General features: G+C 65.1%; 15 protein-coding genes. 8 read left to right on the forward strand and 7 right to left on the reverse strand.

Translation table 11 applies throughout. The features are described 5' to 3' along the window. Positions 1 to 15: 15 nt before the first annotated feature. From hutG to hutI, 3 genes are read right to left on the reverse strand one after another with little or no spacing between them, the layout of a single operon-like run. Complete coding sequence (gene hutG / locus ABMA46_RS11330) at positions 16 to 834, reverse strand: N-formylglutamate deformylase (RefSeq protein WP_348999457.1); 819 nt, start codon at positions 832 to 834, stop codon at positions 16 to 18. Then, complete coding sequence (hutH, locus tag ABMA46_RS11335) at positions 831 to 2,387, reverse strand: histidine ammonia-lyase (protein WP_348999458.1); 1,557 nt, start codon at positions 2,385 to 2,387, stop codon at positions 831 to 833. Before hutH ends, hutG begins: the two co-directional genes overlap by 4 nt. Next, entirely contained in the window at positions 2,384 to 3,616 is a 1,233-nt protein-coding gene (gene hutI / locus ABMA46_RS11340) for an imidazolonepropionase (protein ID WP_348999459.1), read from the reverse strand. Before hutI ends, hutH begins: the two co-directional genes overlap by 4 nt. 93 nt (positions 3,617 to 3,709) lie before the next feature. Here hutI and ABMA46_RS11345 point away from each other — a divergent pair, with 93 nt between their 5' ends. Next, positions 3,710 to 5,065, forward strand: a complete 1,356-nt coding sequence (locus ABMA46_RS11345; RefSeq protein WP_348999460.1) for a formimidoylglutamate deiminase — start codon at positions 3,710 to 3,712, stop codon at positions 5,063 to 5,065. A 25-nt stretch (positions 5,066 to 5,090) separates the two neighbouring features. After that, positions 5,091 to 5,828, forward strand: a complete 738-nt coding sequence (gene hutC / locus ABMA46_RS11350) for a histidine utilization transcriptional repressor HutC (RefSeq protein ID WP_348999461.1) — start codon at positions 5,091 to 5,093, stop codon at positions 5,826 to 5,828. A gap of 19 nt (positions 5,829 to 5,847) precedes the next feature. Here hutC and ABMA46_RS11355 read toward each other — a convergent pair whose 3' ends face one another. Next, complete coding sequence (locus ABMA46_RS11355; protein WP_348999462.1) at positions 5,848 to 6,189, reverse strand: RidA family protein; 342 nt, start codon at positions 6,187 to 6,189, stop codon at positions 5,848 to 5,850. A gap of 166 nt (positions 6,190 to 6,355) precedes the next feature. Between ABMA46_RS11355 and aztA the strand changes: the two genes are divergently transcribed. The 5 genes from aztA to ABMA46_RS11380 all read left to right on the forward strand — a co-directional run bounded on the left by aztA (position 6,356) and on the right by ABMA46_RS11380 (position 9,852). Further along, the gene (gene aztA, locus ABMA46_RS11360; protein ID WP_348999463.1) at positions 6,356 to 7,201 is read left to right on the forward strand and encodes a zinc ABC transporter ATP-binding protein AztA; all 846 of its coding nucleotides are present in this window, start codon (positions 6,356 to 6,358) and stop codon (positions 7,199 to 7,201) included. After that, positions 7,201 to 8,076: a zinc ABC transporter permease AztB gene (aztB, locus tag ABMA46_RS11365; RefSeq protein WP_348999464.1), complete on the forward strand. Its 876-nt coding sequence runs from the start codon at positions 7,201 to 7,203 to the stop codon at positions 8,074 to 8,076. Before aztA ends, aztB begins: the two co-directional genes overlap by 1 nt. 24 nt (positions 8,077 to 8,100) lie before the next feature. After that, entirely contained in the window at positions 8,101 to 9,057 is a 957-nt protein-coding gene (gene aztC / locus ABMA46_RS11370) for a zinc ABC transporter substrate-binding protein AztC (protein ID WP_348999465.1), read from the forward strand. A 98-nt stretch (positions 9,058 to 9,155) separates the two neighbouring features. Next, positions 9,156 to 9,497 carry a protein tyrosine phosphatase family protein gene (locus ABMA46_RS11375; RefSeq protein ID WP_348999466.1) on the forward strand — a complete coding sequence of 114 codons (342 nt, stop codon included), beginning with the start codon at positions 9,156 to 9,158 and terminating at the stop codon, positions 9,495 to 9,497. 127 nt (positions 9,498 to 9,624) lie between these two features. Continuing rightward, entirely contained in the window at positions 9,625 to 9,852 is a 228-nt protein-coding gene (locus tag ABMA46_RS11380; protein WP_348999467.1) for a hypothetical protein, read from the forward strand. A 24-nt stretch (positions 9,853 to 9,876) separates the two neighbouring features. On the opposite strand, the gene tdh is transcribed toward ABMA46_RS11380, so the two are convergent. The 3 genes from tdh to ABMA46_RS11395 all read right to left on the reverse strand — a co-directional run bounded on the left by tdh (position 9,877) and on the right by ABMA46_RS11395 (position 12,644). Further along, on the reverse strand, positions 9,877 to 10,911 hold the full coding sequence (gene tdh / locus ABMA46_RS11385; protein ID WP_348999468.1) for an L-threonine 3-dehydrogenase: 1,035 nt from the start codon (positions 10,909 to 10,911) through the stop codon (positions 9,877 to 9,879). Positions 10,912 to 10,978: 67 nt separating this feature from the next. After that, a complete protein-coding gene (locus ABMA46_RS11390; RefSeq protein WP_348999469.1) occupies positions 10,979 to 11,419 on the reverse strand; it encodes a pyridoxamine 5'-phosphate oxidase family protein in 441 nt (146 codons plus the stop codon). A gap of 37 nt (positions 11,420 to 11,456) precedes the next feature. Further along, the gene (locus ABMA46_RS11395; protein ID WP_348999470.1) at positions 11,457 to 12,644 is read right to left on the reverse strand and encodes a glycine C-acetyltransferase; all 1,188 of its coding nucleotides are present in this window, start codon (positions 12,642 to 12,644) and stop codon (positions 11,457 to 11,459) included. Between the two features lie 232 nt (positions 12,645 to 12,876). Here ABMA46_RS11395 and ABMA46_RS11400 point away from each other — a divergent pair, with 232 nt between their 5' ends. Continuing rightward, entirely contained in the window at positions 12,877 to 14,952 is a 2,076-nt protein-coding gene (locus ABMA46_RS11400; protein ID WP_348999471.1) for a putative bifunctional diguanylate cyclase/phosphodiesterase, read from the forward strand. Positions 14,953 to 14,970 lie beyond the last annotated feature (18 nt).

The raw sequence follows: 14,970 nt of genomic DNA on the forward strand, positions 1-14,970 counted from the left end.
GGAGGGGCGGCCGGCTCAGCCGCGCGCCCAAGCCGTTGCGGTTTCGAAAATGTTTGTCAGCGTCGCGCGGATCGGCGCGGCATAGTCGCCGTCATAAGACACGGGCCAGTTGTCAGGCTCGCTCGGAACCTCCGGTTCGCGCATGTAGCCGCGGCAGGACAATTCCATCTGGAGCGCATGGACGCCGTCCTCCGGCCGCCCGTAGCGGCGGGTGATCCAGCCGCCCTTGAAACGGCCATTGACGACGAACGTCTCGCCCGTATCGGCCAGTATCTCCGTCACCATCTGCTGCAAGGCCGGGTCGGCGCTCATGCCGTCATTGGTGCCGAGATTGAACACCGGAAGCCGGCCTTCGAACAGGCGCGGCAGCACGGAGCGGATCGAATGGCAGTCATAGAGCACGATGTTTTCGTGCAGGCCGCGCAGCCGGCCGATCTCGGCTTGCAAGGCATCATGGTAGGGCTGGAAGAAGGTCCGCCGCCGGCGATCGATCTCGTCGGCGTCCGGCTCGAATCCTTCCCGATAGAGCGGGATGCCCTCGAAGGTTTCGGTCGGACAGAGCGTGGTCGTCGTCTGGCCGGGATAGAGCGAGGCGCCGGACGGGTCGCGGTTGACGTCGATCACGGTGCGGGAAATGTTAGTCCGCACCACGGTCGCGCCGAGATCGGCCGCGAAATCGTACAATGTCTCGATCCACCAGTCGGTGTCGCAACGGCCGAGCCAGGGCGATGCGAGGCCGGCTTCGATGTCGGCAAGATCGGTGCCGGTATGCGGGATGGACACCAGCAGCGGCGCGGTGCCCTGGTGCACGGAAAGCCAGGACGGGCGGTTCATGCCGGATCTCCCGAGAGTGCAGGCAATGCGACGGCGCTTGCCGCCTCTATCAACGCCCTTGTCCGCACCAGCGCGATCGCCTTTTCCATGTCGGGATGGAAATGCCTGTCGTCGTCCAGATGGGGCACCTCTGCCCGAACCAGATACCGGACGGCTTCAAGCGGCGGACTGGAAGCCAATGGCGCGTGGAAGTCGCACCCCTGTGCGGCCGCCAGCACCTCGATGCCGATGACGGAACTGGCGTTCTCGACCATGCCGAGCAGACGCCGCGCCCCATGCGCGGCCATCGAGACATGGTCTTCCTGATTGGCGGACGTCGGGATCGAGTCGACCGAGGCGGGATAAGCCTTCTGCTTGTTTTCCGATACGAGTGCCGCCGCCGTCACCTGCGGGATCATGAAGCCGGAGTTGAGGCCGGGTTTCGGCGTAAGGAAAGCCGGCATTCCCGACAGCGCCGGATCGACCAGCATGGCGATACGTCGTTCCGACAGCGAACCGATCTCGCAGACAGCCAGCGCGATCATGTCGGCGGCGAAGGCCACCGGCTCGGCGTGGAAGTTGCCGCCGGACAGCGCGGTGTCGTCCCCATGATCGCCGCCTGGGAAAATCAGCGGATTGTCGGTGACGCCGTTCGCCTCGGTCTCCAGCGTGTCGGCGGCCTTGCGCAGCACGTCGAGCGCCGCGCCCATCACCTGCGGCTGGCAGCGCAGGCAGTACGGGTCCTGTACGCGCTCGTCGCCGACGCGGTGCGATTCGCGGATGGCGCTTCCGGCCATCAGGGCGCGCAGCGCGTCCGCCGTCTCGATCTGGCCCCTGTGCCTGCGCAGAAGATGGATACGAGGGTCGAACGGCGCGTCGGAACCGCGCGCGGCGTCGGTGGAGAGCGCGCCGGCCACCAGCGCCGACTGATAGAGAGTCTCCGCATCGAACAGAGCGGCCAGCGCATAGGCGGTGGAGAACTGCGTGCCGTTGAGCAGCGCAAGACCCTCCTTGGCACCCAGCGTCACCGGCTCCAGCCCGTGCGACACGAAGGCAACGGCGGCCGGAACGCGGCCGTGCGGCGTAAAACATTCGCCGACGCCGATCAGGACCGCCGTCATATGCGACAGCGGCGCGAGATCGCCCGAGGCGCCGACGGAGCCCTGGCATGGAACGACAGGAACGACGTCCGCCGCGAGCATCGCCTGCAACAGGTCGATCACCTCCTGGCGCACGCCCGACGCGCCCTGCGCGAGCGATGCCATTTTCAGCGCCATCATCAGCCGCGCGACCGGCACAGGCATCGGCTCGCCGACGCCTGCGGCATGCGACAGCACGATGTTGCGCTGGAGCGTTTCGAGGTCGCCAGCCGGAATGCGCACGCTGGCCAGCTTTCCGAAGCCGGTGTTGATGCCGTAGACCGGCTCGCCCCTTGCGACGATACGCGCCACCGCCTCGGCGCTCACCGCGATCTTGCCGCGGCAGGCGGGATCGAGCACGGGCGTCGCGCCGCGATAGATGGCGCGCCAGTCGGCGAGCGAGGCGCCGCCGGGCTTCAGAACAAGATCGTTCATTGTCCTCTCCAGATGCGCGCATGGAGCGGATTGAAGCCCATGCGATAGACGAGTTCGGCCGGTCGCTCGATGCCCCAGATGGCGAGGTCGGCTCGTTTGCCGGCTTCCAGCGTGCCGGTTTCTTCCAGAAGCCCGAGCGCCCGCGCTGCCTCGCGCGTCGTGCCGGCGAGGCATTCGTCCACGGTAAGGCCGAACAGCGTGGCGGCCATGTTCATGGTCAGGAGCAGCGCGGTGAGCGGCGACGTGCCGGGGTTGCAGTCGGTCGCGACGGCCATCTTCACGCCATGCCTGCGAAAGAGGTCGACCGGCGGCTTCTTCGTCTCGCGGATGAAATAGAAGGCGCCGGGCAGGACCGTGGCAACGGTCCCCGTTTGCGCCATCGCGGCGGCGCCCGCCTCGTCCGTATATTCCAGATGATCGGCCGACAGCGCGCCGTAACGGGCGGCGAGAGCCGCGCCGTGCAGGTTGGACAGTTGGTCGGCGTGGAGTTTCACCGGCAGGCCGAGTTTATGCGCCGTGTCGAAGACGCGCGCGATCTGCTCCGGCGAAAAGGCGATGCCCTCGCAGAAGCCATCAACCGCGTCGGCCAACCCTTCGGCGGCGATGGCTGGAAGGATTTCACCGCAGACCTTGGAAATGTAGGCCTCCTTGTCGCCGGCAGCTTCAGGCGGCAGGGCGTGGGCGGCAAGGCAGGTTGCCGTCACATTAACCGGCCTCTCAAAACCAAGTCGCCGCGCCGCGCGCAGGGATTTCGCCTCGTTTTCCAAGTCAAGGCCGTAGCCCGACTTGACCTCGACGGTGGTGACGCCTTCGGCGATCAGCGCATCCAGCCTCGGCAGCGACTGTCGCACCAGTTCGTCCTCGCCAGCGGCGCGCAGCGCCTTCACCGACGAGACGATGCCGCCACCGGCCTTGGCTACTTCCTCATAGGTCGCGCCTGCCAGCCGCATCTCGAATTCGTTGGCGCGGTCGCCAGACCAGACGAGATGCGTGTGGCAATCGATCAGGCCGGGCGTGATCCAGCGCCCCTCGCAGTCGATGATCTCGGCATCGGCGGGTGCCGCAGGCAGGTCGTCTTCCGCGCCGGCGAAGACGATGCGCTCCCCTTCCGCAACGACGGCGCCACGCTCGACGACGCCCAGTCCAGGCAACGTTTCAGCAAGCGTCGCGAGGCGCGCATTGCGCCAGATTCGCCTGCCTCCTGCCCGCGCTTTCTCCTCCGCCATCATCTTTTCCGTTTTCTTTGGATTTCATTATGTATATACATATTAAAGACCGACGCAAGAGCGATTGTCGTCGGCGCAACGAAATTGGAGGACGTCGTGGGCGCGATCTTTGCAGCGGAAGCCTTGCTCGCCGACGGATGGGCCGCAGATGTGCGCCTGACGATCGATTCCGGCGTCGTCGAGAGCATAGAGAAGGACGCGACCCCTCTCCCCGGCGACGAGCGGCACGCGATCCTTCTTCCCGGCATGCCCAACCTGCACAGCCACGCCTTCCAGCGCGGCATGGCGGGACTGGCCGAGACCCGCGGCCCGGGCGCCGATTCCTTCTGGTCCTGGCGCGAGGTGATGTACCGCTTCGCGCTGACGATGAGCCCCGAGCAGGTCGAGGCGGTGGCGGCGCAACTCTATGTCGAGATGCTGGAAGCCGGCTTCACCCGCATCGGCGAGTTCCACTATTTGCATCACGACCGCGACGGCTTCCCCTACGCCAACATCGCCGAGATGGCCGAGCGCATCGCCGCCGCCGCCGCACAGACCGGGATCGGGCTGACGCTTCTGCCCGTCTTCTACGCCCATTCGGGCTTCGGCGGCAGCGCGCCGAGTGAGGGGCAGCGGCGGTTTATCAACGATCCCGCCCAGTTCGCCGCGCTTCTTGAAAAATCGCGCCAAGCGGTTGGCGGGTTGGACGGCGGCATGATCGGCATCGCGCCGCACAGCCTGCGCGCCGTCACGCCGGCCGAGCTCGCCGAAGTGACGCGCCTTGCCCCGGACGGACCGATCCACATCCATATCGCCGAGCAGGTGAAGGAAGTGGAGGATTGCGTCGCCTGGTCAGGCAAACGCCCTGTCGAGTGGCTGCTGGAGAATGCCGATGTCGACGAACGCTGGTGTCTGATTCACGCCACCCACATGACCGAAGCCGAAACGGTCGCCCTTGCCCGCAGCGGCGCGGTCGCGGGCCTTTGCCCGGTCACCGAGGCCAACCTCGGCGACGGCACCTTCGCCGCGCCCTTGTTCATCGAGAACGGCTGCCGGCTCGGCGTGGGGTCGGACTCTAACGTGCTGATCGGCGTTGCCGACGAATTGCGCCAGCTCGAATATTCGCAGCGCCTCGCCCACCGTGCCCGCAACGTGCTGGCCCGCCCCGGCCAGTCGAACGGCCGCGCCCTGTTCGACGTTGCATTGGACGGCGGCGCTCGGGCGCTCGGTGCCGGTCCGCCCGGCATTGCCGAAGGCGCCTCGGCCGACTTTGTTTCGCTCGACCCGAGCCATCCCACACTTGCCGGCAAGGCGCGCGATGCCGTCCTCGACGCCTGGATCTTCGCCGCCGGGGCGCATGTGGACTGCGTCTGGACACGCGGAAACAAACGGGTGAGCGGCGGGCGGCATCTCCGGCGCGACGAAACGGCGCGCCGCTTCGCCGCCGTCATGAAGGACCTGTCCGCCGGCTGAGCCAGGCGGAGGAAGGCAGAGCGGGATGGCAGCAAACGAAACAAGCGAAGCCGAAGGCGAGACGCTGCATCAGCGCATCCTGTCGGATATCAGCGACCGCATCCTGTCCGGCGCGTGGGTACCTGGCCACCGCATCCCGTTCGAACATGAGTTGGCGACGCAGTACGGCTGCTCGCGCATGACCGTGAACAAGGCGCTGTCGCAACTCGCCAAGGCCGGGCTGATCGAGCGCCGCCGCCGGTCAGGCAGCTTCGTTCGGCAGCCGCAATCACAGGCGGCCGTGCTGGAAATCCACGACATCCGCGTGGAGGTCGAAGCGCTCGGCCTGCCCTACCGCTACGAACTGGAGCGCCGCGACAAGCGTCGCGCCACCGCGCAGGACCGCGCATTGCTCGGCGTTCAGGCTCCGTCAGCGGTACTTATGCTGGAATGTCGGCATTTCGCCGGGACGCGGCCATTCTGCCATGAGGCGCGCCTCATCAGCCTCGCGGCGGTGCCGGATGCGATCGACGAGCCTTTCAAGACGATCGCGCCCGGTCCCTGGCTGGTCGCGCGCGTGCCGTGGAGCGCGGCCGAACACCGCATCCGTGCGACCGCCGCCGACGCCGGCATCGCCGCCGCGCTCGACATTGCGGTCGGCTCACCCTGCCTGGTGATCGAGCGGCGGACATGGAGCGCCGAGCATCCGGTCACCCATGTCCGCTTCACCTACGCAGCCGAAAGCCACGCGCTGGTGGCGCGCTTCACGCCGTCACAGGCATAGCCACTCGAGAAGCCGAACCTCAGATCGCCGCGGTGACGATGATCTCGACCAGGTATTTCGGCGCGGCGAGCTTGGCCTCGCCGGTGGCGCGCGCCGGCGTATGGCCCTGCGGCACCCAGGCGTCCCATTCCTTGTTCATTTCGGCGAAGGTGGACATGTCCGACAGCCAGATGATCGCCTGCACGATCTTGGTCTTGTCGGTTCCGGCCTTGGCCAGCAGCGAATCGATGGAAGCCAGAATGTCCTTCGTCTGCGCGGCGACGCTGTCGCCCTCGCCCGTCTGGCCCGCCAGATAGACGGTGTTGCCGTGAATGACGATCTGGCTCATGCGGGGACCGACGTCGATGCGGCGAATGCTCATGGCGTTTCCTTCCTGCTCATTGGAGCCGTTGCTTCGGCGCCTGTTTAGAGTTCCGGCCACGGTCGGGCAAGTCGCGAAGCAAAGCGAATATCGGTCCAGCGCGCATTGACATATGTAATAACATCACATACCCAGTCCGCATTATCCCAGTCGATGACCGCCGCCGATGACCGAGCCTTGCCTCACATTCCAGGATCTGACGCTGGGCTACAACAGCCATCCGGCCGTACACCATCTCAGCGGCACGGTCCGCAGGGGATCGCTGACGGCCGTGGTCGGCGCGAACGGCTCCGGCAAATCGACCTTGATGAAGGGCATCGTCGGCATCCTCAAGCCGATGTCCGGCACAGTGGTGAAAGCGAGCGGCGCGCGCATCGCCTATCTGCCGCAGCAGTCGGAACTCGACCGCACCTTCCCGGCCCGCGTCCTTGACCTTGTGTCCATGGGCCTGTGGCCCCGGCGCGGCTTGCTCGGCCGTCATACCGCGCAGGATCGCGAATCCGTCGCAGCCGCCTTGCAAGCGGTCGGGCTACAGGATTTCGAGCAGCGCGCGCTCGACACGTTGTCCGGCGGACAGCTTCAGCGCGCCCTGTTCGCCCGCGTGCTGGTGCAGGACGCCGATCTCATCTTGCTCGACGAACCGTTCAACGCGATCGACGCCAAGACGGTCGGCGACCTGATCGATCTCATCCGGCGCTGGCACGGCGAGGAGCGCACGGTGATGGTCGTCGCGCACGATCTGGACCTCGTGCGGCGGCACTTTCCCGAAACCCTGCTGATGGCACGCCAACCGATGGCGTGGGGGGAAACGCTGGCGACCCTCAAGCCGGAAAACCTGCTGCGTGCCCGCCGTTTTCACGAGGCCTGGGAAGAAAACGCGCCTTGGTGCGAGCCCGAAGGCCATGCGCATCCGCACGAACATGAGCACGACGGGCTTGGGCATGATCATGCGCACACGTATGGCCGCGCTCAAGGCGAGACGGCTTCCGCTTCCGGACCGAAGGCTGCGTGATGCACGGCGTCTATTCCCTGCTCGTCGCGCCCTTCGTGGACTACGCCTTCATGCAGCGCGCCCTTGCCGGCTCGCTGCTGCTGTCGCTCGGCACCTGCCCGATCGGCGTCTTCCTCATGCTCAGGCGCATGAGCCTTTCGGGAGACGCCATGTCGCACGCCATCTTGCCGGGCGCGGCCGCGGGCTTCCTGTTCTACGGGCTGGAGATCCTGCCGATGACCATTGGCGGGCTGGTCGCGGGGCTGGTCGTCGCACTCGGTGCCGGCGCCATCTCGCGCTTCACAGTCCAGCGCGAGGACGCCTCGATGGCCGCCTTCTACCTGATCTCGCTGGCGCTCGGCGTGCTGATGGTGTCGATCCGCGGATCGAGCGTCGATCTCATGCACGTCCTTTTCGGCACAGTGCTGGCGCTGGATAACGAGGCGCTGGTGCTGATCGGCGGCATCGCCGCCGTCACCCTTGCGGCGCTATTCGTGTTCTGGCGCGCCCTCGTCGCCGAATGCCTCGATCCGCTTTTCCTGCGCTCCGTGAGCCGCTGGGGCGGCCCCGTGCACTTCGTCTTCCTCGGGCTCGTCGTGCTCAATCTCGTCGGCGGCTTCCAGGCGCTCGGCACCCTGCTTTCGGTCGGACTGATGATGCTGCCGGCCGCCGCAGCGCGCTTCTGGACGAATCGCGCCGGCTTCATGTGCGTCCTTTCGGTGGCGATCGGCTTCGCGTCCTGCACAGCCGGCCTGCTGCTTTCCTACCACGCCGCCCTGCCGTCGGGCCCCGCCATCATCCTGTCGGCCGGCGTCGTCTACTTTCTTTCCATCCTGCTCGGACCGCGCGGCGTCCTGCGCACGCGCACCATCGCCCATCGGCACAGGACGGCCTGACCCTCAACCAACGGAGACTGCGACATGCTGAAGACTTTCAAACGCGCCCTCGCGATGACTGTTATAACATTAACATCGATCGGAGCATCGTCCGCCTTCGCCGCGCCGCTGAAGGTCGTCGCGTCCTTCACCGTCATTGCCGACCTTGCGAAGAACGTCGGCGGCGACCGGGTCGACATCACCACCATTGTCGGACCCGATGGCGACGCCCATGTCTACGAACCGACCCCGGCAGACGCGGTCGCCATGAGCAAGGCCGACGTGGTGCTGGTCAACGGCCTTCACTTCGAAGGCTTTCTCAAGCGGCTCGTCAACACCAGCGCCACAAAGGCGGCCATCGTGGAACTGACCAAGGGCGTCACGCCCATCAAGTTCAAGCCGGAGTTCGCCGAAGCCGACGAGGACCATGACGGCGGGGCCGAAGCGGATGCCGGCGATCACGATCACGGCAGCATCGATCCCCACGCCTTCCAGTCGATCCCCAACGCCGAAATCTACGTGAAGAACATCGCCGAGGCTTTCTGCGCGGCCGACAGCGAAGGCTGCGTCGAATACCAGAGCAAGGCGGCCGCCTACACGAAGAAACTGCAGGCGCTCGACGCCGAGGTGCGCACGGCGATCGACGCCATTCCCGCCGACAAGCGGGTCGTCATCACCTCGCATGACGCCTTCGGCTATTTCGAGCACGAATACGGGCTGACCTTCCTTGCGCCTCAAGGCCTTTCGACCGAGTCCGAACCGTCCGCCGCCGATGTCGCCCGGTTGATCGAGCAGGTAAAGGCCGACAAGGCGGCCGCGATCTTCGTGGAGAACATCACCAATCCGCGCCTGATCGACCAGATCGCATCGGAAACCGGGATCAAGGTCGGCGGCACGCTCTATTCGGACGCGCTCTCCGGTCCGGACGGTCCGGCGCCCACCTATATCGACATGATGAAGAACAACATCGCCCAGATCCGCGGCGCCATAACGGGCAGCTAAGCCCCGACCGGCACGCGACGCTCGCGGGCATTGCCCCGGTGGCCCGACAATGGCAAGACTGTTGCCGGGCCACACGGCAGAACCTTGCGAGGACAAAGATGGAATACCGCCAGATCAGCGAAGACTATTCGGTATCGGGCCAGATCGAGCCGCAGGACGTGGAGGCCATAAAGGCAGCCGGCTTCCGCAGCATCATCTGCAACAGGCCCGACGACGAACAGCCCGGCCAGCCTGCACACGATGCGATCAAGGCCGCGGCCGAAGCCGCCGGACTGGGCTTTCGCTATGTCCCGGTGATCAGCGGCCAGATGACGATGGACAACGTCGATGAACAGGCCGGGGCGCTGGACAGCCTCGACGGGCCGGTCTTCGCCTATTGCCGCTCCGGCGCGCGCAGCACCAATCTTTATGGTCTTGTGCAGGAGCGAAAGCAGGGTTAGTCACGGCGCTCCCGAGCGGTTCGGGTTGTTTTTGAGATCGACCGGACCGCTGCTCATCGTCTCGCCGAATTTCGGGGGCCGGAACCGCTTCGCGTTTTTCAGCCCGCCTGCTCCAAGGATCGAACCCGTGACCGACGTCACCGTCTCCCAGGCCATAGAGGCCATCTATACGTCTCTTCAGAACGACAATGAAGACCTCGACGCCCACATTGCCGCGCTCAAGGGCGCCATGGCCCGGGAAGGCGTGAAGGAAGCCACGTTCGAAACCGGCAAGCTCGCCCAGCCGAACCGCCAGGGCCGCAAGCTGATGCAATCCTATTTCAGGAAGAAGGGCGTCGCCGTCGGCTTCGCCTGAGCGCCCCGCTGACGCAACAGGCCGCTACCAGTCCATCACCACCTTGCCGGAACTGCCGCTTCTCATCGCCTCGAAGCCGGACTGGTAGTCGTCTATGCCGATGCGATGGGTGATCAGGCCGGTCACGTCGAGCGGACCCTGCACCAGCGCGATCATCTTGTACCAGGTCTCGAACATCTCGCGGCCATAGATGCCCTTGAGCGTCAGCATCTTGAAGATGACCTTGTTCCAGTCGATCTCGAACCCGGTCGGCGAGATACCGAGGATGGCGATCCTGCCGCCATTGTTCATGGTGTCGATCATGTCGCGGAAGGCGACCGCAGAGCCGGACATTTCCAGGCCGACGTCGAACCCTTCCTTCATTCCCTCTTGCCCCATCACCTCTTTCAACGTCTCTTTCGAGGCGTTGACGACGTGATGGATGCCGACCTTGCGGGCGAGGTCGAGCCGGTAGGGATTGATATCGGTGATGACCACCTTGCGCGCGCCGACCGCCTGGGCGACCAGCGCGCCCATGATGCCGATCGGCCCGGCGCCGGTGACCAGCACATCCTCGCCGACAAGGTCGAAGGACAGCGCGGTATGGACGGCGTTGCCGAGCGGGTCGAAGATCGCCGCTATTTCGTCCGGCACATCGTCGGGGATCGGCACGACATTGTGCTGGGGGATGGCGACATATTCGGCGAAGGAGCCTGGCCGGTTGACGCCGACGCCTTGCGTGTTGCGGCACAGATGCCCCCTGCCCGCGCGGCAGTTGCGGCAATGGCCGCAGACGATATGCCCTTCGCCGGAAACGCGCTGGCCGACCTTGTATTCACTCACCGCCGAGCCGACCTCGGCCACCGTGCCGACGAATTCGTGGCCGGTCACCATCGGCACCGGCACGGTCTTTTCCGCCCATTTGTCCCAGTTGTAGATATGGACGTCCGTGCCGCAGATCGCCGACTTGCGGACCTTGATCAGCACGTCGTTCGGGCCGATCTCGGGCACCGGCACCCGTTCCATCCAGATACCGGGCTCGGCCTTGGCCTTCACCAGCGCCCGCATCATGTTCGACATGGAATGCTCCCAGGAATTGCTTCTTGCGCGTGGCCTCCCGGCCGCGAAGTCAACGAAATCGAAGCGGTCAGGTCGGTTGGGCCTGCCGGCCGGTGATTTCTTCCATATGAATCCGGTAGAAAAGATGCGGCGTTGGCGCATCTGCCACCGGCTTCAGCCCGCCCGGCTCCCACCACTGCGCATGCTGGCTGAGCAGCGACCACGCCCGCTCGCGCTGCACCTTGGTGCCGATCCGGTCCGGCAATTCCTCGAAGCTTCCATAGATGACGACGCTGCGCCATTCGCGCTGGCTTTTCAGATCGTCGATCTGAACGCACACCTTTGCGTTCTGCCGCATCCACTCGACCTTCTTCCCGGCAAGCGAAAAGCTGTAGAGATAACTTCCGTCCAGGGCGAGGCTGACCGGCACGATGTAGGGTTGGCCCTCGAGCGCACAGGCAAGGCGCCCGATCCGCGCCGTGTGCAGCAGCGCCAGGCAGGCCGTGCGATCCATTTCCTTGATGATCATGGTCCTTACTCCAGTCTGAGGCGGTCGCGGGAGAACATCATATCACGCCAAGTTCCCTGCCGACTTCGCCGAACGCCGCAACCGCGCGATCGATATCGGCGCTCGAATGCGCCGCCGACATCTGGGTGCGGATGCGCGCCTGCCCCTTCGGCACGACCGGAAAGGAAAAGCCGATGACGTAGATGCCTCGCTCCAGCATCTTCGCCGCCATTGCCTGCGCAAGCGCCGCATCGCCCAACATGACAGGAATGATCGGATGATCGGCGCCTGCGAGCGTGAAGCCGAGCCTCGTCATCCCGGAACGGAAGCGCGCAGCATTGTCGGTGAGTTGTCGCCGCAGTGCCTCGCCGTTATCGACGATTTCGAAAACCTTCAGTGATGCAGCGGCGATCGCCGGCATCAGCGTGTTCGAGAACAGATAGGGTCGCGAGCGCTGGCGCAGCCAGTCCACCACCTGCCGCCTGCCCGCCGTGTAGCCGCCGGACGCGCCGCCCAGCGCTTTGCCGAGCGTGCCGGTGATGATGTCCACCCTGCCCTCGACGCCGCAATACTCGGCTGAGCCACGGCCGTTCCTGCCGACGAAGCCAACCGCGTGGCTGTCGTCCACCATGACCATCGCGCCGTATTTCTCCGCCAAGTCGCAGACGCCCTGCAGATTGGCGATGATGCCGTCCATCGAGAACACGCCGTCGGTGGCGATCAGCTTGAAGCGGCTGCCTTCAGCCTTCTTCAGCTCTTCCTCCAGCGCCGCCATGTCATTGTTGGCATAGCGGAAGCGCTTCGCCTTGGAGAGCCGCACGCCGTCGATGATCGAGGCGTGGTTGAGCGCATCGGAGATGATCGCGTCCTCTTCACCGAGCAGGGTCTCGAAAAGCCCGCCATTAGCGTCGAAGCAGGAGCCGTAGAGGATCGTGTCTTCCATGCCGAGAAAGCTCGAAATCCGTGCCTCGAGCTGCTTGTGCTCCTCCTGCGTGCCGCAGATGAAGCGGACGGAGGCCATGCCGTAGCCGTAACGATCGAGCGCGGCCTTGGCCGCCTGCCGCAAGTCCTCGTTGTCGGCGAGCCCGAGATAGTTGTTGGCGCAGAAGTTCAGGACGCGGTCGCCGCCGCTCACCTCGATTTCGGCGGACTGCATCGAGGTGATCACCCGCTCGGACTTGTAGAGGCCGGCGGCCTTCAACTGTTCGAGTTCGCTGTCGAGGTGGTTCAGAAACGGCGCTGTCATGACGGTCCTTCTTCCTGCAACGGCAGCGCCTGATTAGCACAACGATGCCGGGCAACCTATCGTTTCCGCGACCATCAATTCGCCTTCGCTAAAATGCGGAGCCGCATTGAAACAGGGCGATAACCATTGCCACCGTTTCCGTCGCAACAAATGTACACCCATGTTCAGGCTTTTCCGCTTGTTAACCTTTCCACGCCGATGGTCCGCCGGTGGTTCGGGGACTATTCTGAAAATGCCGAAGTCGCAGGCACAGGCTGTATCGAGCAGGCTCGTACTGTTGATCAAGTGCGCCTACTGGGTGGCGCTGCTCATCATCGCGGCCATGGCGCTGGCGTCCTTCCTGCTCTTGCAGCAGATGATCGCAGCCCAGCAGCGCGACGATGCGCTGCTCGACCTCGTATCGACGCAAAAGACGCTGTCGCAACGGATCGTTTTTCTGTCGGGCGCCGCGGAAAGCGCCGCCCCGCACAACAAACCGCCGTTGGTCGCCCAGCTCAGGACCGCTACCGACGAATTCGAAAAGAACTATCAGCTCTTTCTCGACAGGACCGGTGCGGATTCAATTGCGCTTTCGACGCAGGATTCGAACTCCTTTCACCACATCCTGTTCTCGAAGCCGTTCCACCTGGATTATTTTACGGTGGGCCTCGCGGCCAACGCCCATCGCCTTGCGGCGGCGCTTGACGCCGGGCGGACCGACGGAAGCGGCGGCTACAAGAATGCCGGCGGCGAATACATCGCGCTCGACCCGTTGCTGGCCAACGCGACGCTGTCGGGATATGCCGCCCTCAGCGATCGCATCGGCACGCTCGCCGACCAGCGCTCGCAGGGACTGGTCGATCTTCACCGCCGCCTGTTCCTGGCCACCATCAGCGTCATCGTGCTGGTCGCGCTGCTGATCTTCCAGCCGATGGCCAACGTCATCCAGCGCAAGACCCACGAGTTGATCGACGCGCGCAACTCGATGGCCTTCATCGCAGTCCATGACGGACTGACCGGCCTCCACAACCGTTCCTTCCTGATAGACCATTTCGAGACGCTTCTGGCTGCCGCGCGCCGGCGGCGCGAGCGGCTTGCCGTCATCCAGCTCGACCTCGACCGGTTCAAGCAGATCAACGACACGCTGGGCCACGCCGCCGGCGACTATGTGCTGGTGGCGACCGCGCAGCGCATGCGCGAATCGTGCCGCGCTTCGGACCTGTGCGTGCGGTTGGGCGGCGACGAGTTCGTCATGATCCTCAGCGGCGCCGGCACGACCGAGGACATCGAGATGGTCACGAAGCGGATCCTCGCACATCTCAACCGCGCGATCGTCTTCCAGGGCGCGACGATCCTGCCCGGCGCCAGCGCCGGCGTCGCCGTCTACCCGGTCGACGCCGACAATGCGGCGGATCTGCTCGTCCATGCCGATCTGGCGCTCTACTCGGCCAAGAAGCTCGGAGGCGGCGCGCTGTCGTTCTTCTCGGAGGAATTGCGCCGGGAACTCGACCATCGCAAGCAGATCGAGCAGGACATGCGCACCGCGATCGCCGCCCAGGCGTTCGACGTTCATTTCCAGCCGCAGGTGTCGCTCAAGAGCGGCGCCATCAGCGGCGTCGAGGCTCTGGTGCGCTGGAAACATCCCACGCGCGGCATGGTCTCGCCCGCCGAGTTCATTCCCATCGCTGAGAAATGCGGCCTGATGAGCGATATCGGCCGTATCGTCATCGCCAAGGCCATCGCACAGGCCGCCGACTGGTACCGGTCCGACATCGAGTTCGGCCGGCTGGCCGTCAACGTCTCCGGCACGGAACTGCGCGAGGCCGATTTCGACGCCTTCCTGTTCGATACATTGGAAAAGGCAGGGTTGCCACCGCAGAAACTGTCGCTGGAAATCGTCGAATCCGTCATCCTGGACGACGAGAAGACCGGCATCGCGGCGAAGCTGCGCCACATCCGCTCGACCGGCGTGCACCTGGAACTGGACGACTTCGGCACGGGCTACGCCTCGCTCAGCCACGTCAATCCGAACGAGATCGACCGCCTCAAGATCGATCGCCGCTTCGTCCAGAACATCCACCAGAACGGCGACAATTCGAAGATCGTGCGCGCCATCACCGAATTGGCTCGCGGCCTCGGCATCTCGATCGTCGCGGAAGGCGCGGAGACCGAAGCCGAGCTGGATTCGCTGCTGGCGATCGGCTGCGAACAGGTCCAGGGCTATTCCATCGCCTTCCCGATGCCGGCCGAAAAGGCAAGCGAGTGGCTTCTCGCACGCAGTCCGAAGAAGGCCAGGTTCAGGGTCGTTCAAGGTGGAAGCGTGGCCTGACGGCCCGCGGCGCCCCCA

This window comes from Mesorhizobium hunchu, from assembly GCF_040081975.1.
GTDB lineage: Bacteria > Pseudomonadota > Alphaproteobacteria > Rhizobiales > Rhizobiaceae > Mesorhizobium > Mesorhizobium hunchu.

Coding starts and splice junctions, on each gene's coding strand:
- hutG (WP_348999457.1), bottom strand. CDS start 834: ATGAACCGCCCGTCCTGGCTTTCCGTGCACCAGGGCACCGCGCCGCTG.
- hutH (WP_348999458.1), bottom strand. CDS start 2,387: ATGAACGATCTTGTTCTGAAGCCCGGCGGCGCCTCGCTCGCCGACTGG.
- hutI (WP_348999459.1), bottom strand. CDS start 3,616: ATGATGGCGGAGGAGAAAGCGCGGGCAGGAGGCAGGCGAATCTGGCGC.
- hutC (WP_348999461.1), top strand. CDS start 5,091: ATGGCAGCAAACGAAACAAGCGAAGCCGAAGGCGAGACGCTGCATCAG.
- ABMA46_RS11355 (WP_348999462.1), bottom strand. CDS start 6,189: ATGAGCATTCGCCGCATCGACGTCGGTCCCCGCATGAGCCAGATCGTC.
- aztA (WP_348999463.1), top strand. CDS start 6,356: ATGACCGAGCCTTGCCTCACATTCCAGGATCTGACGCTGGGCTACAAC.
- aztB (WP_348999464.1), top strand. CDS start 7,201: ATGCACGGCGTCTATTCCCTGCTCGTCGCGCCCTTCGTGGACTACGCC.
- aztC (WP_348999465.1), top strand. CDS start 8,101: ATGCTGAAGACTTTCAAACGCGCCCTCGCGATGACTGTTATAACATTA.
- ABMA46_RS11375 (WP_348999466.1), top strand. CDS start 9,156: ATGGAATACCGCCAGATCAGCGAAGACTATTCGGTATCGGGCCAGATC.
- tdh (WP_348999468.1), bottom strand. CDS start 10,911: ATGTCGAACATGATGCGGGCGCTGGTGAAGGCCAAGGCCGAGCCCGGT.
- ABMA46_RS11390 (WP_348999469.1), bottom strand. CDS start 11,419: ATGATCATCAAGGAAATGGATCGCACGGCCTGCCTGGCGCTGCTGCAC.
- ABMA46_RS11395 (WP_348999470.1), bottom strand. CDS start 12,644: ATGACAGCGCCGTTTCTGAACCACCTCGACAGCGAACTCGAACAGTTG.
- ABMA46_RS11400 (WP_348999471.1), top strand. CDS start 12,877: ATGCCGAAGTCGCAGGCACAGGCTGTATCGAGCAGGCTCGTACTGTTG.